This is a genomic window from Actinomadura luteofluorescens, assembly GCF_013409365.1.
Taxonomy (GTDB): domain Bacteria; phylum Actinomycetota; class Actinomycetes; order Streptosporangiales; family Streptosporangiaceae; genus Spirillospora; species Spirillospora luteofluorescens.
On record NZ_JACCBA010000001.1, the window covers coordinates 4,432,540 to 4,453,990 of the forward strand.

The window sequence follows — 21,451 nt, forward strand, 5'->3', positions numbered from 1 at the left end:
CGTTCCCAGCCTGCCACCCCGCGAGACCACCGAAAGCGCTGGTCACGCCCGTCTCACCGGACCGCCCGGGGCGGACTGTCCGCACGGTAAGTAACCGTCCGCTCATCCCGCGGAACGCAACACCAGGCGCATGCACGTCCCCTCGCCCGCCCGGGCGCCACCTGCGGGACCGCGCCTCTCGGTGACGGAGAGTAGCCGAGCGGTCCGTTCCTCTTCGGGGTTTTCGGGGTCTATAGACCCACTGTTGGCTGTTTGGGGGGTTTCGATGTGAGATGTCTCACGCCGTGCCGGGTGCGCGGAGATCGTGCCGCCCTGCGCCTCCGTCAGCCGTTTGACGATGTAGAGGCCGAGCCCGATGCCGCCGAACCTGCGGCGGTCCCCCGCGTCCCCCTGGACGAACCGCTCGAAGATGCGCTCGTGGTCGCCGATCGGGATGCCGATGCCCTCGTCGGAGACCGTGACGACGATGCCCGCGCCCTCGCGGCGGGCCCGCACCCGCACGGTCCCGCCGTCCGGGGAGTACTTGAACGCGTTCTCCAGCAGCTGCCCGAGGACGATGTCGGTGGCCATCGCGTCCCCGTCGCACGGCGGCAGGTCCGGATCGATCTCCAGCTCCACCCGGTGCAGCGGCGACAGCGAGCGGAACCCGCCGACCACGCCCTCCAGGACGCGGACGAGGTCGAACGGCTCGATCGTCACCGCCAGCTCGTCGGCCCCGGCGCGGGAACCGAGCAACAGGTGCTCGACGAGCCGCGCGAGCGACTGGGCGCGCTCGGCGATGGTCGCGACGGCGGCGCGGCGGTCGGCGTCGGGCAGCTCGTCCCACCGGTTGACCAGCGTGGACGCGAACCCCTGCACGACCGTGATCGGCGTCCGCAGCTCATGGCTGGTCGTGGCGAGGAACAGGTCCTTGGCCTCCTCCAGCGCCTTGGCCTCCGAGACGTCGCGGAAGTCGACGACCAGCTCGCCGGTCTCCTCGATCTCGGCGGCCAGCACGTTCAGCCAGGTCCCCGACTCCAGGCGGAAGGTGAGCATCTCGCCGAGCGCGGGCATGTCGAACGGCAGCGGGCGCCCGATCGCGTCCTGCGGCGGGATGCCGGTGAGGGTCTGCGCGGCGTTGTTCCAGTGCCGGACGACCAGGTCGTGGTCCAGCACCGCGATGCCGTCGGCGCTGGAGTCGATGACGGCGCGCTCGTGCGCCCGCTGCCGGACGACCTCCGCGTAGGCGACGGCGTTGCCGACCGCGACCCCGGCGTGCCCGGCGAGCAGCTCCAGCAGTTCGAGCTCGGTGTGCCCGACCTTGCGTCCGGAGAACAGCGCGTACAGCGCGCCGTACGGCCGGTTCTGCAGGTACGACAGGCCGAGGGCGATCGTGTGCAGGCCGGGCAGCTCCGACCAGATCAGGTCGCCGAGGCGCCGCTCGCCCGTCGCGAGCTTCACGGTCTTGCCCGACCGCAGCAGCTCCCCGACCAGGCTCGGCCGCAGCTCGGCGCACCGGCCGCGCATCCGCTCCGGCAGCCCCGACATGCTGACCAGCCGCAGCCGCTCGCCCTCGATCTTGACGAAGCCGCCGGCGTCGGCGCCGGTCAGCTCGATGAGCGCGGCGGTGATCCGGTCGAGCACGACGGCGAGGTCGAGCTCGGCGCCGAGGTCGGCGACGATGTCGTTCAGCCGCCGGACCAGCCGCGCCCGCTCGGTCATCCGGTTCTGGACGATCTCGTCGTCCTCGACCGGGTGGTACACCCCGACCCAGCCGAGCAGCGTGCCGTTCGGGTCCTTCAGCAGGCTGGTGTCGATGCGCACGTCGATGAGCCGGCCGCCGCGGTGGAAGCGGCGGGTGGCGATCGAGATCTGCCCGCCGTCGCTCTCGCCCTCGCCGCCCCGCCGGGTGAGCAGCCGCTCCTGGACGGCGTTGTGCTCGGCCTTCAGCTCGTCGGGGACGATCGGCGGGACCCGGCCGAGCATCTCCCCGGCGCTCCAGCCGAACATGCGCTCGGCCGCCGGATTCCAGACGGTGACCCGGTGCCGCTGGTCCACGGCTACGATCGCGTCCGCGGCGCTCTCGATGACGGCCCGCGCGATCGGATCGTGCACGTGCTGATACACGTCTGTCATCGTGCCACCGGACTCCGGCATGCCGCCGGGCAACTTGCGCCGAAACTTGCCTTCGACCCAAACCTTACCGTCTGGTAAGCCTCCCGATGAGCAGGGCCGCGACCCCTGCGACCAGGAACGACAGCAGCGAGGCGCTCATCCACGTCTGCGGCGTGAAGTGCAGCGCGTCCCGGACGTCCGACCAGAACCCGGCCCAGCGGGCGACCGTTCCCGGGTTGACGAGCTGGTAGACGACGAACCCCGCCGCCCATGCCGCGATCATGCCCCAGCGGGACGGCGCGGTCCGCGAGACGTCCCATCCGCCCGCCCGGCGGCGGCCGAGGAAGAAGTCGGCGGCGAGCACGCCGAGCATCGGCACGAACACCGACCCGATCAGCGACAGGAAGCCCGCGTAGTCACCGATGTCCAGGACCAGCGCGAGCACGGTGATGCCGATGCCGAGCGCCACGCTCAGCACCCGGCGGTCGGCCCGGGGGAACAGGTTCTGGATCGACACCGCCGTGGAGTAGGTGTCGGCGAACGACTGGTCGGCCTCCCGCAGCACGAACACCGCGAAGAACACCACGCCCAGCGAGGCGCCGAGGAACGGGTCGAAGATCCTTTCCGAATCGCCCGCGACCAGCGCCAGCGCGAGCAGCCCGAGGACGTAGGCGACGATCTGCGTGACGGAGTAGCCGACGGCCGCGGCTCCGAACGCCCCGCGCTCGGTGCGCGCGTGCCGGGTGTAGTCGGCGGCGACCGGGACCCAGGAGATCGACACGGCCAGCGCGGCGTCGGCGCCGAGCCAGAACCCGCCCCACGAGCCCTGCGTCAGGTCGGGCAGCGGCTCCTGGACGAGCCGGACGTAGAAGTACACGAGCGCGATCGCCACCGCGACGGTCACGTAGCGGCGCAGCAGCCGCACCGAGCCGAGCGGCCAGACCGTCAGCACGGTCGTGATCGCGCCGGCGGCGACCACGTAGCCCCAGCGCGGGACGCCGTCCCACAGCTCGCGGGCGGCGTCGGCGATGACGATCAGCTCGAACGTCCCCCACCCGATCAGCTGGGCGATGTTGAGGACGGTCGGCGCGTACGACAGCCGCGCCCCGAACAGGCCGCGCAGCAGCACCATCGCGGGCTGCCCGGTGCGCGCCCCGGGCACGGCGGCGAGCCCGAGCATCAGCCCGCCGAGGGCCGTCCCGACGGCCATCGCGACGATGCCCGCCATGATCGAGATCGTCGGCCGGCCGTCGGCGTCCGGCGCGAGGACGGTGTAGGCGCCGGAGAAGGCCAGGAGGCTGACGCCGAGGTTCCCCCAGAAGGCGCTCTGGTCCCAGAATCCGAGGACCTTGGGGGCGGGCTCGTCGAGGGTGAAGGGGACCTCGTCGCGGGCGCGCTCGCCCTCAGGGCGCTTTTCGACATCGGACGTCACGGGACGCACACTCCCTACGCCGGCATTACCCGGACAGGTTCATGCGGTCGGCGACGCCTCGGAGGCCGCCCTCTCAGCCCGGCTCTGGCCCGAGCTCCCGCGGTTATCGGTCAGGCCCGATCGTACAACCGCCCGTCATCCCCCAAAAGAGGGCATCCGGGTCAGATCACTCGGCGTCCGCCCGATCAGGCGACATAGGGCGGGCCGTCCCCCGCGCCCTCCATCGGGCGCCCGGCGCCGGCCCACCCGTGCATGCCGTCGTCGACGTTCCTCGCCAGCCACCCCGCCTGGTTCAGCGCGGACGTGACCTGCGCGGACCGCGCCCCGGAACGGCAGATCACGTAGACCTCCCGGTCGCGCGGGACCTCCCCGGCGCGGTCGCCGAGCTGGCGCATGGGGATGTGGACCGCCGCGGGCGCGTGGCCCGCGTCCCACTCGTCCTGTTCCCGGACGTCCAGCAGGTAGCCGTCCTGCGGAACGTCCGCGGCGACAACGGCCGGTACGTCTTCCCCGAAATTCATCACACCCCCCATGGAACCGCGCGAAGCCCCCCTGCGTCGAATCACGCATGCGGTATCGGACGCTCCTTTTCGCAGCGCCCGGGCTGGCCATGCTCCTGTCCACGGCCGCCTGCGGCGACGAACAGGCAAACGGAAACTCCGCCGGAGGGCCTTCGGGCACGACGTCCCTGCAGCCGTCCGGCTCACCGGCGGACACACTCACCGTGCAGGTCAAGGCCTCCAAGGAGGCGCCCGCCAAGACCTGGCGGCTGACCTGCGAACCGCCCGGCGGCGACCATCCCGAGGCGGCCGGCGCCTGCGCGGCGCTCACCAAGGTGAAGGAACCCTTCGCACCCGTCCCCAAGGACCAGATGTGCACCAAGATCTACGGCGGTCCGGAGATCGCCACGGTCAAGGGCACCTGGCGGGGCAAGCAGATCGACACCACGTTCACCCGCGACGACGGCTGCCAGCTGCACCGCTGGAGCCAGATCGGCCCGGTCTTCGGGAACGTCCCGAAGGTCCGCTGAACCCTTCCGCCCGTCCGGACGAGCCATCCCCGTTCCGGCTCCGTCCACCGACCCGAGTGTCAGGCCCCGGCGCCCGCCGGGGCCTGACGCCTCTCGCGGCGCGGAACGCGGGTCAGAACAGGCCGCCGAGGCTGCGGTTCTGGGAGACAGCGGTGTCGAACGCCAGCGGGCAGGCCAGCACGAGCGTGCGCATCGGCTCCTGCAACTGGACGCGCATCCGCAGGACGTAGCGGTCGGCCCCGGTGAACACCTGGGAGAAGAGATCGCCCATCCCGGCGAACCCGCGCTGCATCCGGGCCAGCTCCTGCTGCTGCCAGTCGGTGATCCGGCCGCTCAGCAGCTCGTAGTAGCCGATCTGCCGCTCGTGCGGGTCGAGGATCTCCCAGCCGCGCATCGCGCGCTTGCGCAGGTGCCCGATCAGCCCGCCGTGCGGGGTCAGGACCTGCATCACGGGCGTGCCCATGAACCCGTAGGGCTTGTAGAACAGGAAGTACGGCATGCCGTCCGGGCGGAGGATCGACAGCTTGCGCTCGGCCTTGGTCTGGCTGTTCTGGTTCATGACGCGCAGGGCCTTCTTCGCGCCGCTCACGCCTTGTTCTCTGACGTACGCCGCGGGCTGCCCCTGCGGGCTCCAGATCGTGTAATTGGCCTCTGTCGAGAAGAACTGCGCCGGCTGGTCGTAGACGAGGATCGGCGATCCGTACAGGTCAGCGGGCTGCTGCGGCGGCGGCTGCTGCTGGGGGTGGGGGTACTGCGGCGCGGGGTGGCCGCCTTGCTGAGGCGCTGGATAGCCGCCCTGCATCGGCGGCGGGTAACCGGGCGCCTGCGGCTGATGGCCGTAGCCCGGGGGCGCGTACCGCGGGGCGGGAGGCGGCGTGCCGTAGGGCGGCGGCGGAGCGCCGTAGCCGGGGCCGCCGGGCGGGGCGGGTGGGGGCGGGGGGTATCCCATGGCGGCTCCTGACGCGATCACCGCGGACGCGATCACCGCGGACGCGCGCCACGATACGCCCGGGCCGCCCCGTCCACAGCCGGATCCGCCCGCCTTGCCGCGCTACTTGAGGAGGCGGGACATGCGGCGGTCGGCGAGCGGTTTGCCGCCCGTCTGGCAGGTGGGGCAGTACTGGAGCGCCGAGTCGGCGAACGACACCTCGCGGACCGTATCGCCGCACACCGGGCACTTCTGGCCGGCGCGGCCGTGCACCCGCAGGCCGGTCTTCTTCTCGCCCTTGAGGTCCTGCGCCTCCAGACCGCGCGAGCGCTCCACCGCGTCCCGCAGCGTGGCGACGATCGCCTCGTGCAGGACGGCGACGTCCTCCTCGGTCAGCGAGGAAGCGATCTTGAACGGGGACATCCTGGCGACGTGCAGCACCTCGTCGGAGTAGGCGTTGCCGATGCCGGCGATCACCTTCTGGTCGCGCAGCAGGCCCTTGATCTGGCTGCGCTTGCCGTTGACGATCGCGGCCAGGGCCCCGGTGGTGAACGACTCGTCCAGCGGGTCGGGGCCGAGGGACGCCACGCCCGGCACGTCGTCCGGGTCGCGGACGACGTAGACGGCGAGCCCCTTCTTCGTGCCGGCCTCGGTGAGGTCGAAGCCCGACCCGTCGTCCAGGTGCACCCGCAGGGCCAGCGGGTTCTTCCCGCCGGGACGGACCGGCCTGGCCGGGATCTCGTCGCGCCAGCGCAGCCAGCCGGCGCGGGCGAGATGGATGACGAGGTGCAGCCCGTCGACGTCCAGGTCGAGGAACTTGCCGTGCCGGGCCGCGCCGGTGACGGTCAGCCCGCCGAGCGCGGTCACCGGCGGGTCGTAGGTCTTCAGCGCGGAGATGGCGAGAACATCGACGCGGGCGACGACATGGCCGACCACGCGCTCCCGCAGGAACCCCGCCAGCGCCTCCACCTCAGGTAGCTCAGGCATGGCTTCAGTATCCGCGACGAGCCGAGCTGCCGGAACGTTCGTCCACAGCCCTGTGGACGCCTGTGGAAAACCCTGGGGGCCGGTGTGACCCGGATCTCGGAATCAGACATACCCCCTAGGGGTTGTCACGGGTGTCCGGTTATGGCAGCATGAGGCGCACGAGATACCCCCCAGGGGTAAGAGACCGAAGGAGACGCGATGAGCACCGCCACCTACACCGTCAGCGGGATGACCTGCGGCCACTGCGTGAGCTCGGTGACCGAGGAGGTCGAGCAGATCGCCGGTGTGACCGGCGTGGACGTCGACCTCCAGACCGGCCAGGTCACCGTCACCAGCGAGACCCCCCTCGACGACGCCCGGATCAAGGACGCCGTCGAGGAGGCCGGATACCAGCTGACCTGAGCGGACCGCGCCTCGCCCCCGGGCGGGGTGCGTCCCTCGGAACATCGAGCGGAGTGAAACGGCATGAACAGCGCGACCAGGCTGGGGGCCTACGCCGTGGGTCTGGCGGTCGTCTTCGGCGGCGCCGCGGGCGTCGGCAAGATCGTCGGTCCCGTCGGAGGAACGGCGACGATGGCGTCCCATGAGAACGGCGGAGGCGGGCACGGCGGCGGCCACGGGGGCGGAGGCCACGAGACCGCGGCGTCCCACGCCCCGGGCGGCCTCCAGGTGTCGGAGGACGGCTTCACGCTGGCCCCGCAGAAGACCGTCCTCACCGCCGGCGAGAAGACGGACTTCCGGTTCACGATCAACGGACCGGACGGCAGGCCCGTCACCGGGTTCAAGCCGCTGCACGGCAAGCGCCTGCACCTGATCGTGGCGCGGCGCGACCTGTCCGGCTTCCAGCACCTGCACCCGACCGAGACCGGGGGCGGCGTCTGGACCGTCCCGATCACGCTGGCCAAGCCCGGCGTGTACCGGTTCTTCACCGACATCCAGCCGGACGGCGCGAAGCGGCAGCTCACGCTCGGCACGGACGTGTTCGTCCCCGGCGACCTGAAGCACGCGCCCCTGCCCGAGCCCGAGCAGGTCGCGAAGGTGGACGGCTACGAGGTGCGCCTCACCGGGGGCCTCACCCCCGGCAAGTCCGCCGAACTGACCCTCACCGTGAGCAAGGACGGCAGGCCGGTCACCGACCTGGAGCCGTACCTGGAGGCCTACGGGCACCTCGTCGCGCTGAGGCAGGGCGACCTGGCCTACCTCCACGTCCACCCGGACGGGGAGCCCGGCGACGGCGAGACCGAGCCCGGACCCGGCATCACGTTCTTCGCCGAGGCGCCCAGCTCCGGCGCGTACCGCCTGTACCTGGACTTCAAGCACGACGGCAAGGTCCGCACCGCCGAGTTCACGGTGCACGCCGGGCAGGTCCCCGTCCGGGAGAAGGGCGAGGAGCCCGAGCCCGGGCACGACGACCGGCCCCACACCCACTGACGTTCCGATCGAAGCAGAGGAGGACGCGATGAGCACGGACGCTGTGTCCGGGCGTATCGAGCTGGCGATCGGCGGTATGACGTGCGCGTCGTGCGCCAACCGCATCGAGCGGAAGCTCAACAAGATGGACGGCGTGACCGCCACGGTCAACTACGCCACCGAGAAGGCCCGGGTCGAGTTCGCGGCGGACGTGTCGGCCGACGAGCTGATCGCCACGGTCGAGAAGGCGGGCTACTCCGCCGCCCTGCCCGCCCCGCCGCGGGCCGCCGAGGAGGCGGCCCCGGAGCCGGCCGACGAGCTGCGCCCGCTGCGGCAGCGGCTGGTCACCGCGGTGGTGCTGTCCATCCCGGTGATCGCGATGGCGATGGTCCCGGCGCTCCAGTTCGAGGGCTGGCAGTGGCTGTCGCTGACGCTCGCCGCACCCGTCGTCGTGTACGCGGGCTGGCCGTTCCACCGGGCCGCGGCGGTCAACCTGCGGCACGGCACGGCCACCATGGACACGCTGATCTCGCTCGGCACGCTGGCCGCCTTCGCGTGGTCGCTGTGGGCGCTGTTCTTCGGCACCGCGGGCGAGCTGGGGATCAAGCACGGGTTCGAGTTCTCCATGACCCGCTCGGACGGGTCGATGAACATCTACCTGGAGGCCGCCTCCGGTGTGATCATGTTCATCCTCGCCGGGCGGTACTTCGAGACGCGGTCCAAGCGCCGCGCCGGCGCCGCGCTGCGGGCCCTGCTGGAGCTCGGCGCCAAGGAGGTCTCGGTCGTCCGGGACGGGCGCGAGGAGCGCATCCCCGTCGACCGGCTCGCCGCGGGGGACCTGTTCGTCGTCCGCCCCGGCGAGAAGATCGCCACCGACGGGACGGTCGAGGAGGGCTCGTCCGCCGTGGACGCGTCCATGCTGACCGGCGAGTCGGTCCCGGTCGAGGTCGGGCCCGGCGACACCGTGACCGGCGCGACCGTGAACGCGGGCGGGCGGCTGCTGGTGCGCGCCACCCGGGTCGGCTCCGACACCCAGCTCGCGCAGATGGCGCGGCTGGTGGAGGACGCGCAGACCGGCAAGGCGCAGGTGCAGCGGCTCGCCGACCGGATCTCGGGCGTCTTCGTCCCGGTCGTGATCGCGCTGGCGCTCGGCACGCTCGGCTTCTGGATCGGCACCGGCGAGCCGCTCGCCGGCGCCTTCACCGCCGCGGTCGCCGTGCTGATCATCGCCTGCCCGTGCGCCCTCGGCCTCGCCACCCCGACCGCGCTGATGGTCGGGACGGGGCGCGGCGCGCAGCTCGGCATCCTGATCAAGGGCCCGGAGGTGCTGGAGTCCACCCGCGCGATCGACACCGTCGTGCTCGACAAGACCGGCACCGTCACCACCGGCAGGATGGCCCTGGTCGACGTCGTCACCGCCGAAGGCGTCGCCGAGGAGGACGTGCTGCGGCTGGCGGGCGCGCTGGAGAACGCGTCCGAGCACCCCATCGCCCAGGCCATCGCCAAGGGCGCCGTCGAGCGGGTCGGCGACCTCGGCACGGTCGAGGACTTCGCCAACGTCGAGGGCCTCGGCGTCCAGGGGATGGTGGACGGTCACGGCGTCCTCGCGGGCCGTCCGCGGCTGCTCGCCGAGTGGTCGCAGCACCTCACGCCCGAGCTCGAACGCGCCATGGAGAAGGCGCAGGCGCTCGGCCACACCGCCGTCGCGGTCGGCTGGGACGGCGAGGCCCGCGCGGTGATCACCGTCGCGGACCAGGTCAAGCCCACCTCGCGGGAGGCGATCGAACGGCTGCGCGCGCTCGGCCTGCGCCCGGTCCTGCTGACCGGCGACAACGAGACGGTGGCCCGCACGGTCGCCGACGAGGTGGGGATCGAGGAGGTCATCGCCGACGTCCTGCCGCAGGACAAGGTGGACGTCGTCAAGCGCCTCCAGTCGGAGGGGCGGACGGTCGCCATGGTCGGCGACGGCGTCAACGACGCCGCCGCACTGGCCCAGGCCGACCTCGGCCTGGCGATGGGCACCGGCACGGACGTCGCGATCGAGGCGTCCGACCTGACCCTGGTGCGCGGTGACCTGCGCGCCGCGGCCGACGCCATCCGGCTGTCGCGCCGCACGCTCCGCACGATCAAGGGCAACCTGTTCTGGGCCTTCGCCTACAACGTGGCCGCCCTGCCGCTCGCGGCGTCGGGCCTGCTCACCCCGATGATCGCCGGAGGCGCCATGGCGTTCTCCTCGGTCTTCGTCGTAACGAACAGCCTGCGGCTGAAGCGGTTTAGCGCCTGATCGCGGTTCTTGGGGTGCCGGGCCTGGGGGCCCGGCACCCCAAGAACCGCGTGCGATTGCTGCATCGCTCCGACTCGCCCTGGGGGCTCGCTGCGCGATCGGTTTCTCGCAAGCTCGAAACCGGCTTCGCACGCAATCGCGACACCTGAGGTCGCTGCGTGGCTGGTGTGAGTGCCCCGGCGCCGGGCCTTCGGGCCTGGCTCCGGGGCATCGCGCTTTGTCAGGGGCGGAGCGACGTGAGAACCGTGGCCAGGGCCGGGTCGGTGGCGGCCTCGTCCAAGGCCTGGGTGAGGGTCTCGGTGTAGGTGGGGGCGGCCTTTTCCTGGACGGCGCGGCCCTCGTCGGTGATGACGGTGTAGACGCCGCGGCGGTCCTTGGGGCACATGGCGCGGCGGGTGAGGCCGGCGGACTCCAGGCGGGCGACCAGGCGGCTGACCGAGCTCTGGTTCAGGCCGATCAGGTCGGCGAGTTCCTGCATGCGCAGTTCCCCGTCGCCGGCACGGGCGAGGTGGCACAGCGCACGGTACTCCGACAGGCCGATCCCGTGGCGGCGCTGCAGGGCCTTGGCGAGCCGGTGCTCGACCCGCCCGTGCAGCACGACGATGCCGTCCCAGAGCGTCCCGTCCGCCGCGGCCTTGGTGTCCACGCCCATCGCGCACCCCGTTTCCTCTTGACGCCAGTTTACATGCGATGCCAATATCTGCATGTACATACAACACATGTAGATGCATGCAAATGCCCGCGCCGACCGGAGGACAGGACGATGACCAGCCCCCTGCTCGCCCCGTACGAAGGCCCGCACCTCAGGCTGCGCAACCGGATCGCGATGGCCCCGATGACGCGGGGCCGGGCCGACGACGTGACCGGCGTCCCCCACCCGCTGACCGGGGAGTACTACGCGCAGCGCGCCGCGGCGGGCCTCATCGTCACCGAGGGGATCTGGCCGCACCCCCTCGGCAAGGGCGGTCCCGGCATCCCCGGCCTGGTGACGCGGGAGCAGGTCGCCGGGTGGCGCGCGGTGACGGACGCCGTGCACGAGGCGGGCGGGACGATCTTCGCCCAGCTCTGGCACGTGGGCCGGATGTCGCACCCGCTCACCCTGCCGGGCGGCGCCGCGCCCGTCGCCCCGTCGGCGGTGCGCATCCGGTCGGAGGGCATCCACACCCGCGCGGGGAACGTCCCCCACGTCACGCCGCGCGCCATGACGACCGCCGAGGTCGAGGAGACGGTCGCCGCGTTCGCGGCCGAAGCCCGCAACGCCGTCCGGGCCGGGTTCGACGGCGTGGAGGTGCACGGCGCGAACGGCTACCTCGTCCAGCAGTTCCTGGCCGAGAACACCAACCGGCGCACCGACCGGTTCGGCGGCTCCCGGGAGGGCCGGCTGCGCTTCGCCCTCGACGTCGTGCGGGCCGTGGCGGACGCGGTCGGGCCGGAGCGCGTCGGGCTGCGCGTCTCCCCCGACAATCCGGAGAACGAGATCGCCGAGGAGGACCCTCGGGGCACCTACCGGGCCCTCGTGGACGCCCTCGACCCGCTGGGCCTGGCCTACCTGCACGTCATCGAGCGCGGCGCGTACGGGGCGCTGGCCGACCTGCGCCCCCGCTGGTCGGGCACGCTGATCGGGAACTTCAACGGCCCCGAGCCGACGTCGCAGCGGGCCGGTGAGCAGGTCGTCGCGGCGGGCCTGGCCGACGTCTTCTCCTTCGGCCGCCTCTTCATCTCCAACCCCGACCTTCCCGCGCGGTTCGCCGCGTCGGCGCCGCTGGCCAGGCCTGTGGAGGAGCTCGTCTACGGCGGCCACGCCGAGGGCTACGTGGACTATCCCCCGCTCGCCCGCGTGTGACCGCTCAGGACTCCACGGACCAGAAGGCCACCTCGTGCCGCATGCCCTCCATGAAGAGGCGCTCCGCGGTGGCGGGGTCGGGGTCCGCCTCATCGATCATCTGGGCGATGCGGGCGGCGAGGTCCGCGAAGCCGGGGTCGGCGTAGGTGTCGACCCAGCGGCGGTAGCGGGGCTCGGACGGCGGGTTCTCGGCGAGGATCCGCCCGAGCGTCGAGTAGCCCCACATGCAGGGGTACAGGGCCGCGAGGCCGTCGCCGTAGCTGGCGGCGCTGTCCAGCAGGAAGGACGTGTAGGCCGCGCACGCGGGCCCCTTACGGGCGCCGTCGAGGTCGGCGGAGAAGCTCGCGGAGAGGGAGCGGTGCAGGTCGAGCTCGTCGTGGAAGGTGGCGTGGGCCAGATCCACCAGGTCGCCCAGGTGAGCGTCGGGAGCCTGCCATGCGAGGCGGGAGAAGACCCGCACGTAGTCGTGCAGGAAGAGGTAGTCCTGCTCCAGCCAAGAGCGGAACACGGCCTCGTCGAGGTTGCCCTGGGCGATGCCCTTGACGGTGGGGTGCTGGAGCTGTTCGTCCACCAGCGGGCGGCCGAGTTCCTCCAGGTGCGCGGCGAGACTCATGGAGCCAGTCTGCCGTAGAGACGACGAGGACCCCGCCGAGTCGTCGACCCGGCGGGGCCCTCGTCCAGCACCGGTGTGTGGGTCGCCTCTCGGCGAAAGGCACAACACGGCTCCAGCCGAACGGTATTCCGTGAAGGCGAAAGGTGAGGCCCGGGGACACCAGGCACACCGGCTGTCATTTGTAACCGACGGGCCCCGGTGATTGTTCCCGGGTCCCGAAATCCGCGAAGGTCCCCGTCCGCCGGATGGTGTGCCAGCCCAGGCGGGCCCCCAGCAGCGCGGTCACCACGGACTGCACGACGACCAGGTACATGAGCTGCCGGTAGACGAACTGCTGGAGCGGCAGGGCCCACAGCGGGCGGACGGACTCGCCGTCCAGCCACAGGGCGTAGGCGCCGGCGGCGGCCTGGGCGGCGACGAAGAGCGTCCAGGAGACGACGGGCACCAGCGGGTCCAGGAAGATCAGCCCGAACACCGCGAACAGGTCGATGGCCGGGGCGAACAGGGGGAGCAGCACCTGGAACACCGTCAGGTAGGGCAGGCAGCGGCGGCCGAACCGCCCCGACCCGCCGCGCTCCACGACGGACCTCCGGTGCTTCCACATCGCCTGCATCGTCCCGTAGCACCAGCGGTACCGCTGCCGCCACAGCTGCCGCAGCGACGCCGGCGCCTCCGTCCAGGCCAGGGCCTTCTCCTCGTAGACGACGCGCCGCCCCGTGCGGCAGATCGCCATGGTGAGGTCGGTGTCCTCGGCGAGGGTGTCGCCCGGGACGCCGCCCACCTCGGCGAGGACGGACCGCCGGAACGCCCCGATCGCGCCCGGCACGGTCGGCATGCACCGCAGGAGGTCGAACATCCGCCGGTCGAGGTTGAAGCCGATGACGTACTCGATGTGCTGCCAGCGGCCGAGGAGGCCGCCCCGGTTGGCGACCTTGGTGTTGCCGCTGACCGCGCCCACCTCAGGGTCGGCGAAGGGGGCGACCAGGTGCCTGAGGGTGTCGCGCTGGAAGACGGTGTCGCCGTCCACGAGCACGAGGATCTCCGACCGCGCCACGGCGATGCCCGCGTTGAGCGCGCTCGGCTTCCCGCCGTTCGGCTTGCGGAGGAGCTGGAGCCCGGGCAGGGCCATGGACTCGACGATCGCGGCCGTGCCGTCGCCGGACCCGTCGTCCACCACGATCACCTCGACGGTGCCCGGGTAGTCGGTGTCCAGCAGCGTGGTGACCGTCGCCGCGATCCCGGCCTCCTCGTTGTAGGCGGGGACGATCACGGAGACGGGCGGGAACGGGTCCGGCGGCAGCCCGCCGGGGGGCGGCGGGGGGCCGCCCGTGCGGTGCCCGCGGCCCGCGGGCCTTCGCACCCGGCGCACGTGGACGTGCGCGAACGCCAGCAGCGCCACGAGGCGGAGCACGCAGAGCAGGCCCGCCACCCCGAACACCGCGCTCATGGTGCCGGTGAGCCCGGACGCGGCGCGCTGGGCGGTCACCAGCGTCCAGCCGACGGCCCGCTCGCGGGCGGGCACCGCGACCTCGGCGCGCGGCATGCCCAGGGCCTGCGCGAGCGTGGTGAAGCGGTAGCCCTGCGGCTGGAGCCGGTCGAGGATCCGCCCGACCGCCGCGACCGTCTCGGACCGGTCGCCGCCCGAGTCGTGCAGCATCACGACGGCGCCCTCGCCCCGCCTTCCCGCCTCCAGCGCCCGCCGGACGATCGTCTCCGTGCCGGGACGCGTCCAGTCCTCGGTGTCGCGGTCGGTGAGGACGACGATGTAGCCGTCCCCTCCCGCCCTTTCGGCCGCGCGCCACTCCGGCGCGGTCAGGCCGTCCGGGCGGGAGGAGTACGGCATCCGCATCAGCCTGGTGTGGACGCCCGCCGCGCCCGCCAGCGCGCGTTGGGTGAGGTCCATCTCCAGGCGCGCCCGCCAGCGCGGCGCCGCGGCGAGGTCGGCGTGCGTGTAGGTGTGCGAGCCGATCTCGTGGCCCTCGCGGAGGATGCGGCGGGTCAGCGCCGGCTCGCGGGCCACGTGCGAGCCGACGGTGAAGAACGTGGCGCGCGCGTCGTGGCGGCGCAGGACGTCCAGGATCCGCGGCGTCCACTCGGGGTCGGGCCCGTCGTCGAACGTCAGCGCGATCGTCTTCGCGGGCATGCGGCGGCTCTCCGGGGCGCCGCCCGAGAGGTTGAGGACGGGACCGCCCGCGGTCACCCGGGACGGCGCCGGCCCGGAATGCCCCGGATCGGCCCGCGGGGCCTCGCCGAGGCTGCCGCCCGCGAAGCCGTCCATGAGCAGGAGCACGGCCACCACGAGGCCGCCGAGCGACAGCAGGATCCAGTGGCCCCGCGGCTCACCTCGCCGCATGCTCAGCCGCTCTTCTTCTTGCGTCCCCACGCGGGGGGTGTCGCCTGCGACCTGCCCGGGGCGCTCGTGGCGGTGTTCGTCGCCGCAGGGGCCGCCGACACGGCGGGCGCCGCCGGCGCGGGCGCGGCGGATGCGGCCGGCGCCCCGGGGGCCGCCGGCCCGCGCGATGACCGGGCACCCGGCCCGGCCGGCTGGGGACGCGCGGACGGGGCCCGCTCACCCGCCTTCTCCGCCGGGACGCTCGGACGGCTCACCTTCGCGCGCGGCCGCACGGACGGCTCGCTCCACGGTGTCAGCGGGACGTCGGCGCCCGTGGTGACGCCGAGGCCGAGCGCGCCGAGGAACACCAGGAGCACCGAGCCCACGAGCAGGCCCAGCCGCCGTCCGATCCGGGCGCGCCACCCGGTCGCGTCGACGAAGACGGGCGCCGCCTCCGTCTCCTCCTGCGGAACGGGGCGCGCGGAAGGCCGGGTCAGGGGAGGGGCGACCGGCGCGATGCCGGTGACAAGGAGCTTGTCCCGGTCGTGCGAGGTGTTGCCGATCATCTAGGTCCGTCATCTCGTGCGAGGCGGCCGGGCGGCCGGGGGGATTCACTCCGTCAGCGCGAACCCGCGCGTACGTGTCACACCACAACGGGAATGCCTGCACAATGGCGCGGTGGACGAGGACGAGCTCGGCCGGGCGCTGCGGGCGGCGCAGGACGGCGACGAGGAGTCCTTCCGCATGCTCTACCGCGACGTGCAGCCCCGCCTGATCCGTTTCGCCGGGGCCATCGTCGGCGCGGACGCGGAGGACGTGACGTCGGAGGCCTGGCTGCAGATCGCCCGGGACCTTCCGACGTTCCGCGGCGACCTGGACGGCTTCCGCGGCTGGACCGCGACGATCACCCGGCACCGGGCGCTGGACCACCTGCGCCGCAAGTCCCGCCGCCCCGGCTCCGACCTGCCGGTCGAGGAGCTGGTCGCGATGGCCGCCGACGCCGACACCGAGCTGGACGCCATCGACGGCATCGCCACCGAGCGGGCGCTCCGGCTGATCGCCGACCTGCCCCGGGACCAGGCCGAGGCGGTGCTGCTGCGCGTCGTCGTGGGCCTGGACGCCAAGACGGCGGGCACGGTGCTCGGCAAGCGCGCGGGCGCCGTAAGGACCGCGGCCTACCGGGGCCTGCGGCGGCTCTCCGAGCGGCTTGCGGCGTCCCGCGCGGACGCCGCCGACGGCGCGGCGGAGACCCGGCCCCTCGTGCAGGGTGACAGAAGCGGCGGCAGCGGCGCTGAAGGGGTGATATGAGCGACGACACCGAGCCCGGACGGCTGGACCCGCGTGCCGCCGAGCGGCTGCTCGACGGCGGCGGCGACGACGCCGAGCTGCGCGCGCTGCTCGCCGCGGCCTCCGCGCCGGGCCGCCCCCGCGAGCTCGCGGGAGAGGACGCCGCCGTCGCCGCCTTCCTGGCCGCGCCCCGGCCGGCCCGCACCTCCCGGGCCGCGGTCCTGCGCCGGTTCCTGACCGCCAAGGTCATCGCGGTGGTGGGCGGCTCGATCCTGCTGTCCGGCGGCGTGGCCTTCGCGACCGGGAACTTCCCCGGCCAGGACCCGGCGCCCGCTCCCTCGTCGACGCCCCACGACCGCAAGACCCCCAAGCGGGGCGGCGGCTCCGGGTCCCACCCCTTGCACGGGCCCAGCACCGGGCCCTCGCCCGAGCCGTCGTCCTCCGAGCGGGGCAAGTCCGCCGGCGAGCACGGAAAGACGTCCACGCCGGGCCGGCAGAAGAAGACCGCGACTCCGAAGGCGAAGACGACGCCGCCGCGCGGCCCCGGGAACAACAACGGCACGACCCGGCCGACCACGCCGAGCAACTCGGGCAACCCGAACAAGAAGAACGGCTCCCAGGGCAACGGGACCACCGGCGGCACCCCGCAGAGCGGGACCGGGAGCGGCGGCTCCCGGGCCGGCGTCCCCCTCCCGAGCGGCGCCAAGAGCGGACGCTGACCGGCGGTCAGAGGCAGCCCTCGAACTGCGGCACCTCCACGTCCGACAGGTCCAGGCCGGACGAGCCGAACCACTTCCTCATGAACGCCGCCATCGTCCCGTCCTGGTACATCTGGGTGATCGCCGTGTTGAGCGCCTCGCAGCCGTCCGGATCGCCCGGGCGGATCGCGATCGCCGTCCGCCGCTCGCCGAACCGGGCGTTCAGGAGCCGGAAGCCGGCGCCCCGCCGCGTCTTCAGCCCGGCCAGGATGGTGTCGTTCGTGGTGATCGCGTCTATCCGGCCGTCCGCCAGCATGTCCATGCACTCGTCGTAGGACCGCGCCGTCACCGGAACCGCCGGCACCTGCCGCTCGACCGTCACCGCCTCGGCCGCGCCCGCCCCCGTGACGGCGCAGATCCTGCGCCCCTTCAGGTCGCGGACACCGCGCACGCCGCGCTCGTCGTCCCGGACGAGGATGTCCTGGTACGACGTGAGGTACGGGCCCGCGAAGGCGAACCGCTCCTTCCACTTGGGTTCCAGCCAGAACGTCAGGACCATGTCGACGTCCCCGTCGATGAGCAGGCGTTCCCGGTCGCGCGCGAGCGCCGGGACGAAGCGGATCTTCTTTCCCATCCGCCCGGCGAGATAGCGGGACACGTCCGCGTCCAGGCCCTCGAAGGTGCCGTCCGCGCGCCGGAACCCGATGCCCGGAAGGTCCGGCCGCACGCCCGCCGTCAGCGTCTCCTCTCGGAGGATGGACGCCGCGTCGCGGCCGGTGCAGCCGCCGAGCAGGAGGGAACCCGCCAGTGCCGCCGCGATCGGTCGCCGCATCCTTCGCCCCCCGCCCGCGGCCCGGGTCCGTCGTTCAGGGCGCGCTCAAGATCAAGGTGGCAGGCGGCCGGGACGTCCCTCCACCCGCTGACCGCATCCGGCCCTCCGGCCTTCGCCCGCGGCCGCGGGACCTTCCGAACCACCGTAAACATTCCGTAAACGGTGTCCGCGAAGCTCTGAGGACAGGAAACGACCTGGGAACCGTGGGCCCGAGGGGGAGATCATGCGGAAGTTCAAGCTTCAGGTGCAGGTCAGCGCGGACGGCTTCATGGCCGGCCCGAACGGCGAGATGGACTGGATGACGTTCCCGTGGACCGACGACATCGGCCACTACATCGACGCGCTGACGCGGCCGGTCGACTGCATCGTGCTGGGCCGCAAGCTCGCCGAGGGGTTCATCCCGGCCTGGGAGTCGGGGCCGGAGGGTGAGACGCAGCAGGCCATCGACCAGATGAACGACACGCCCAAGGTCGTCGTCTCGAACGGCCTCACCGAGTCGCCCTGGAAGAACGCCGAGGTCGCGGGCGGCGACCTCACCGAGATCGTGAACGGGCTCAAGGCCCGCCCCGGCGGCGACCTGATCGCCTACGGGGGCGGCACGCTCGTCCGGGACCTGATCGCCCGGGGCCTGCTCGACGACCTCTACCTGTTCGTCAACCCGACCGCGATCGGCACGGGCATGCCGGTGTTCCCTGAGGGCGAATACCAGCGGCTCGATCTCGTGGAGACGCGCCTGTTCGACTGCGGCATCGCCGTCATGCACTACACGCCGAAGCGCGCCTGAGCGGCGGCGCGGGCCGTCCGGCCCCCGGCGGGCACGCCCGGGGCCGGTCGCCTCGCCGCCCGGTCACTGCAGGAGGTGGCGCAACGCCCCGCCGTCGGTGACGGAACGGTAGTAGCAGGTGGGACGGGGCTCCCCGGACGGGAGGTTCGTGTGGCAGGCGCCGCCCGTGGTGCGGTTGACGAGGTAGAGCAGGGAGTTCTGCTCGCAGTTGACGCGGACGTCGACCAGTTCGAGGACGTCCCCCGAGGTCGCGCCCTTGCGCCACAGCTCGTTGCGGGACGTCGACCACAGGACGGCGATCCGCTCTTCCAGCGTGGCCTTGAGGGCCAGGTCGTTCGCGTATCCGATGAACAGGACCTCCCCGCTGCCCGCATCCTGCAGGACCACCGGGACGACCCGCGCCCCGGTCGCCGCGACGCCCGCCAGCTTGTCGAAGTCCAGGGTGAGCCGGGTGCCTTCTTCGAGTTCGTTCACCCCGCCATCCTGCCCGCCCGCGGCACCGGCCGTCCCCCCTGACACGTCACCCCCGCCGCCGCAGGAGGGCCGCCGTGGTCGCGTCGGCCGGCAGGAACGCTTCGAGGCGCAGCTCGGAGAGCGTGACGTCCACCGCGGTCGCGAACGAGGTCAGCGTGGTGATCAGGCGCAGCTCGCCCTCCGGGACCCGCAGCCGGAGCGGGACGGCGAAGCCGAGGTGCTCGCCGGGCGACTCCACCGGGGGCAGGTAGCCGTCCAGCTCCTCGACGAACTCCGTCAGGGCCGGGTCGGGGACCCTTCGCGCCTCGTCGCGGAGGCTGCCGGTGATGTGCCGCCCCCACTCGGCGAGGTTCTCGACGCGGCGGGCCATCCCGTCCGGGTGCAGGGCGAGGCGGAGCACGTTGACCGGCGGTTCCAGCAGGGCGGGCGCGGCGCCCTCGGTGAGGACGCCGAGCGCCGGGTTGGCGGCGACGAGTTCGCCGTACGGCCGGACGACGACCGCCGGGTACGGCATGTGCCCGTCGAGGATGCGGTCGAGGGCCTCGCGCACCGGGCCGAGTTCGGGTGCGTCCAGCCCCGACTCGGCGTAGACCGGCGCGTACCCGGCGGCGAGCAGGAGCCCGTTGCGCTCCCGCAGCGGCAGCTCCAGGGACTCGGCGAGCCGCACCACCATGGCGCGGCCCGGCCGGGAGCGTCCCTGTTCGAGAAAGCTCAGATGGCGCTGGGTCGTGTCGGCCCTGATGGCCAGTTCGAGCTGGCTGACGCGGCGGCGCGTCCGCCAGTCCCGCAGGTCGCGGGCGAACTGCCCGGGTTCCGCCACCAATGCCATGCCCCCATTCCACACCGGACGCCCGCACCGTCTCCATTCCCTGGAGGGAATCGCGGAAGGACCCTCGCCGCTCCCAGACTGCCGAGCATGAGCATCGATGTGAAGCAGTTGGCCGACCGTTACCTCGCCCAGTGGAACGAGCCCGACCCCGCGGCGCGGAGCGCTCTGATCCGCGAAGTGTGGGCGCCCGACGCGGTCCACGTGCTGGTGGACCCGCCGCAGGAGATCAGGGACGCCGCCGCGGCGCTCGCCGTCCCCGCGCCGCCGCTGGAGGTCCACGGCCACGCCGCGCTGGAAGCCCGGGTGGGCCGCGCCTACGAGATGTTCGTCGCGTCCGGCGAGCACGTCTTCACGGCCGGGGAGCCGACCGTGCTGCTCCCCAACGTGATCGCCATCCGCTGGTCGATGGTGACGACCGGCGGCGGCGAGGCCGTCGGCGGCGGCGTGGACGTCCTCTCCCTGGACCCGTCGGGCCGCATCCTGACCGACCGCCAGTTCATCGCCCCATGACGCTTCACGAGGGCGGCCGTCAGGACGGCCGCCCTTCCGCGCGCAGGGCGAGGACGCCGACGGCCGCGTAGCCGCCGGTGATCGCCGTCAGGGCGGCCGCCGAGCGGCGCGGCACGTCGCCGCGGACCACGTGGGCGATCCCGGCCGCGGTGTCGCAGGCGTCCACCATCAGGCAGAGCCTGCGCCAGCGCCGCCGCGCCCGCGGATCGCTCAGCAGGTAGCCGAGGCCGAGGGCGACCGCCCTGCTGCCGAAGATCCGGACCATGTACCGGAGCTCGGGGCCGTCGCGGTCGCCGATGCCCGCCAGCCTCACGTTGAGGCCGGGCGCGGCCAGCGCCAGCGCGCCCCACGCCACGCGGCCGCCCGCCAGCATCTCCAGTGCTCGTTCCATGACGCGACCCTCCCATCACGCCTCGCCACGGACCGATTACCCCGGAGGTAAAGCCGCGATCGGCTATCCGGCCGTGCTCGGCTATCCGGTCGCGATCGGCTATCCGGCCAGGATCGAGCGCACCGTCGCGCTCACGACGCGGCCGGTCTCCTCCGGGTCCAGGCGCCCGGCCCGGGTCTCCTCGGCGGCGCCGTGCAGGACGTACTGCACGACGTTGACCAGCCAGGCGATCGGCAGGTCGGTGCGGAACGCGCCCTCCTCCTGGCCCCGGCGGATGATCGCCTTGACACGGTCGGCCGGATCGGCGTGCAGCTCCAGGACGCGTCCCGCCGGAAGGGCCTCCTGCGCCGCCGCCAGCAGCGCCCGCGACTCGGCCACGAGGGACCAGCTGGACTCCACCAGCCTCGCGAGCGCCTCCCGGGGGTCCCCGGACAGGTCGACGCCCGACAGCACCGCGTCCCCGGCGCGCAGCGCCTCGGCCATCGCGGCCTCGACCAGTTCGGCCCGGTTGCGGAAGTGGCCGTAGACCGTCATCCGCCCAACGCCGGCCGCCTTGGCGATGTCGTCGGTGCTCGCGCTCGGGTCCCGGCCCAGGCACTCGCGTGCCGCGGACACGATGCGGGCGATGTTGCGCTCGGCGTCGGCGCGCCGGCGCCGCCCGGTGCTGGCGGAGGGCATGCCGCATCTTAACTC

The 21,451-nt window shown here is 73.0% G+C and carries 23 protein-coding genes and 1 riboswitch; of the genes, 9 read left to right on the forward strand and 14 right to left on the reverse strand.

Annotated features, from left to right (window positions below; translation table 11 throughout):
* Positions 1–102: 102 nt before the first annotated feature.
* From BJY14_RS20520 to BJY14_RS20530, 3 genes are all read right to left on the reverse strand, one after another.
* Positions 103–2,115, reverse strand: coding sequence for a sensor histidine kinase (locus BJY14_RS20520; RefSeq protein ID WP_246396006.1), 2,013 nt, complete (start codon positions 2,113–2,115; stop codon positions 103–105).
* A 64-nt stretch (positions 2,116–2,179) separates the two neighbouring features.
* Positions 2,180–3,526, reverse strand: a complete 1,347-nt coding sequence (locus tag BJY14_RS20525; RefSeq protein WP_179845107.1) for a purine-cytosine permease family protein — start codon at positions 3,524–3,526, stop codon at positions 2,180–2,182.
* Positions 3,521–3,637, reverse strand: a riboswitch (TPP riboswitch). (Overlaps the previous gene by 6 nt.)
* A gap of 74 nt (positions 3,638–3,711) precedes the next feature.
* Positions 3,712–4,047: a rhodanese-like domain-containing protein gene (locus tag BJY14_RS20530; protein WP_179845108.1), complete on the reverse strand. Its 336-nt coding sequence runs from the start codon at positions 4,045–4,047 to the stop codon at positions 3,712–3,714.
* A gap of 203 nt (positions 4,048–4,250) precedes the next feature.
* Between BJY14_RS20530 and BJY14_RS20535 the strand changes: the two genes are divergently transcribed.
* Positions 4,251–4,556, forward strand: coding sequence for an SSI family serine proteinase inhibitor (locus BJY14_RS20535; RefSeq protein WP_258940205.1), 306 nt, complete (start codon positions 4,251–4,253; stop codon positions 4,554–4,556).
* 112 nt (positions 4,557–4,668) lie between these two features.
* Here the strand turns inward: BJY14_RS20535 and BJY14_RS20540 are convergent, their stop codons facing one another.
* Together BJY14_RS20540 and BJY14_RS20545 are read right to left on the reverse strand one after the other, a co-directional pair.
* Entirely contained in the window at positions 4,669–5,505 is an 837-nt protein-coding gene (locus BJY14_RS20540; RefSeq protein ID WP_179845110.1) for an LURP-one-related/scramblase family protein, read from the reverse strand.
* A 102-nt stretch (positions 5,506–5,607) separates the two neighbouring features.
* Positions 5,608–6,471: an Fpg/Nei family DNA glycosylase gene (locus BJY14_RS20545; protein WP_179845111.1), complete on the reverse strand. Its 864-nt coding sequence runs from the start codon at positions 6,469–6,471 to the stop codon at positions 5,608–5,610.
* Positions 6,472–6,669: 198 nt separating this feature from the next.
* Here BJY14_RS20545 and BJY14_RS20550 point away from each other — a divergent pair, with 198 nt between their 5' ends.
* The 3 genes from BJY14_RS20550 to BJY14_RS20560 all read left to right on the forward strand — a co-directional run bounded on the left by BJY14_RS20550 (position 6,670) and on the right by BJY14_RS20560 (position 10,165).
* A complete protein-coding gene (locus BJY14_RS20550) occupies positions 6,670–6,873 on the forward strand; it encodes a heavy-metal-associated domain-containing protein (RefSeq protein WP_179845112.1) in 204 nt (67 codons plus the stop codon).
* Positions 6,874–6,936: 63 nt separating this feature from the next.
* Positions 6,937–7,902, forward strand: a complete 966-nt coding sequence (locus BJY14_RS20555) for a DUF8832 domain-containing protein (protein WP_179845113.1) — start codon at positions 6,937–6,939, stop codon at positions 7,900–7,902.
* A gap of 28 nt (positions 7,903–7,930) precedes the next feature.
* The gene (locus BJY14_RS20560) at positions 7,931–10,165 is read left to right on the forward strand and encodes a heavy metal translocating P-type ATPase (protein ID WP_179845114.1); all 2,235 of its coding nucleotides are present in this window, start codon (positions 7,931–7,933) and stop codon (positions 10,163–10,165) included.
* A gap of 220 nt (positions 10,166–10,385) precedes the next feature.
* On the opposite strand, the gene BJY14_RS20565 is transcribed toward BJY14_RS20560, so the two are convergent.
* A complete protein-coding gene (locus BJY14_RS20565; protein WP_179845115.1) occupies positions 10,386–10,817 on the reverse strand; it encodes a MarR family winged helix-turn-helix transcriptional regulator in 432 nt (143 codons plus the stop codon).
* A 111-nt stretch (positions 10,818–10,928) separates the two neighbouring features.
* On the opposite strand from BJY14_RS20565, the gene BJY14_RS20570 reads away from it, so the two are divergent.
* Positions 10,929–12,008, forward strand: a complete 1,080-nt coding sequence (locus BJY14_RS20570) for an alkene reductase (RefSeq protein WP_179845116.1) — start codon at positions 10,929–10,931, stop codon at positions 12,006–12,008.
* A 4-nt stretch (positions 12,009–12,012) separates the two neighbouring features.
* On the opposite strand, the gene BJY14_RS20575 is transcribed toward BJY14_RS20570, so the two are convergent.
* From BJY14_RS20575 to BJY14_RS20585, 3 genes are all read right to left on the reverse strand, one after another.
* Entirely contained in the window at positions 12,013–12,621 is a 609-nt protein-coding gene (locus BJY14_RS20575; RefSeq protein ID WP_179845117.1) for a TenA family protein, read from the reverse strand.
* A gap of 175 nt (positions 12,622–12,796) precedes the next feature.
* Entirely contained in the window at positions 12,797–14,974 is a 2,178-nt protein-coding gene (locus BJY14_RS20580) for a bifunctional polysaccharide deacetylase/glycosyltransferase family 2 protein (RefSeq protein WP_179845118.1), read from the reverse strand.
* Positions 14,975–14,976: 2 nt separating this feature from the next.
* Positions 14,977–15,519 (reverse strand): hypothetical protein, encoded by a 543-nt coding sequence (locus BJY14_RS20585; RefSeq protein WP_179845119.1) that lies wholly within the window; start codon positions 15,517–15,519, stop codon positions 14,977–14,979.
* Between the two features lie 112 nt (positions 15,520–15,631).
* Here BJY14_RS20585 and BJY14_RS20590 point away from each other — a divergent pair, with 112 nt between their 5' ends.
* Both BJY14_RS20590 and BJY14_RS20595 read left to right on the forward strand, forming a co-directional pair.
* Positions 15,632–16,261, forward strand: a complete 630-nt coding sequence (locus BJY14_RS20590; protein WP_312879328.1) for a sigma-70 family RNA polymerase sigma factor — start codon at positions 15,632–15,634, stop codon at positions 16,259–16,261.
* Positions 16,258–16,959, forward strand: coding sequence for a hypothetical protein (locus tag BJY14_RS20595; protein WP_179845120.1), 702 nt, complete (start codon positions 16,258–16,260; stop codon positions 16,957–16,959). Before BJY14_RS20590 ends, BJY14_RS20595 begins: the two co-directional genes overlap by 4 nt.
* 7 nt (positions 16,960–16,966) lie before the next feature.
* On the opposite strand, the gene BJY14_RS20600 is transcribed toward BJY14_RS20595, so the two are convergent.
* On the reverse strand, positions 16,967–17,770 hold the full coding sequence (locus BJY14_RS20600; RefSeq protein ID WP_179845121.1) for a transporter substrate-binding domain-containing protein: 804 nt from the start codon (positions 17,768–17,770) through the stop codon (positions 16,967–16,969).
* Between the two features lie 223 nt (positions 17,771–17,993).
* Between BJY14_RS20600 and BJY14_RS20605 the strand changes: the two genes are divergently transcribed.
* Positions 17,994–18,554 carry a dihydrofolate reductase family protein gene (locus tag BJY14_RS20605; RefSeq protein WP_179845122.1) on the forward strand — a complete coding sequence of 187 codons (561 nt, stop codon included), beginning with the start codon at positions 17,994–17,996 and terminating at the stop codon, positions 18,552–18,554.
* A gap of 63 nt (positions 18,555–18,617) precedes the next feature.
* Here the strand turns inward: BJY14_RS20605 and BJY14_RS45375 are convergent, their stop codons facing one another.
* Positions 18,618–19,028: a phosphoribosyl-AMP cyclohydrolase gene (locus BJY14_RS45375; protein ID WP_179845123.1), complete on the reverse strand. Its 411-nt coding sequence runs from the start codon at positions 19,026–19,028 to the stop codon at positions 18,618–18,620.
* 46 nt (positions 19,029–19,074) lie between these two features.
* Complete coding sequence (locus BJY14_RS20615) at positions 19,075–19,857, reverse strand: helix-turn-helix domain-containing protein (protein ID WP_179845124.1); 783 nt, start codon at positions 19,855–19,857, stop codon at positions 19,075–19,077.
* A gap of 87 nt (positions 19,858–19,944) precedes the next feature.
* Between BJY14_RS20615 and BJY14_RS20620 the strand changes: the two genes are divergently transcribed.
* Entirely contained in the window at positions 19,945–20,367 is a 423-nt protein-coding gene (locus tag BJY14_RS20620) for a hypothetical protein (RefSeq protein ID WP_179845125.1), read from the forward strand.
* A gap of 19 nt (positions 20,368–20,386) precedes the next feature.
* Here BJY14_RS20620 and BJY14_RS20625 read toward each other — a convergent pair whose 3' ends face one another.
* A complete protein-coding gene (locus BJY14_RS20625) occupies positions 20,387–20,758 on the reverse strand; it encodes a hypothetical protein (RefSeq protein WP_179845126.1) in 372 nt (123 codons plus the stop codon).
* Between the two features lie 99 nt (positions 20,759–20,857).
* Complete coding sequence (locus BJY14_RS20630; RefSeq protein WP_179845127.1) at positions 20,858–21,436, reverse strand: TetR/AcrR family transcriptional regulator; 579 nt, start codon at positions 21,434–21,436, stop codon at positions 20,858–20,860.
* Between the last annotated feature and the right edge of the window lie 15 nt (positions 21,437–21,451).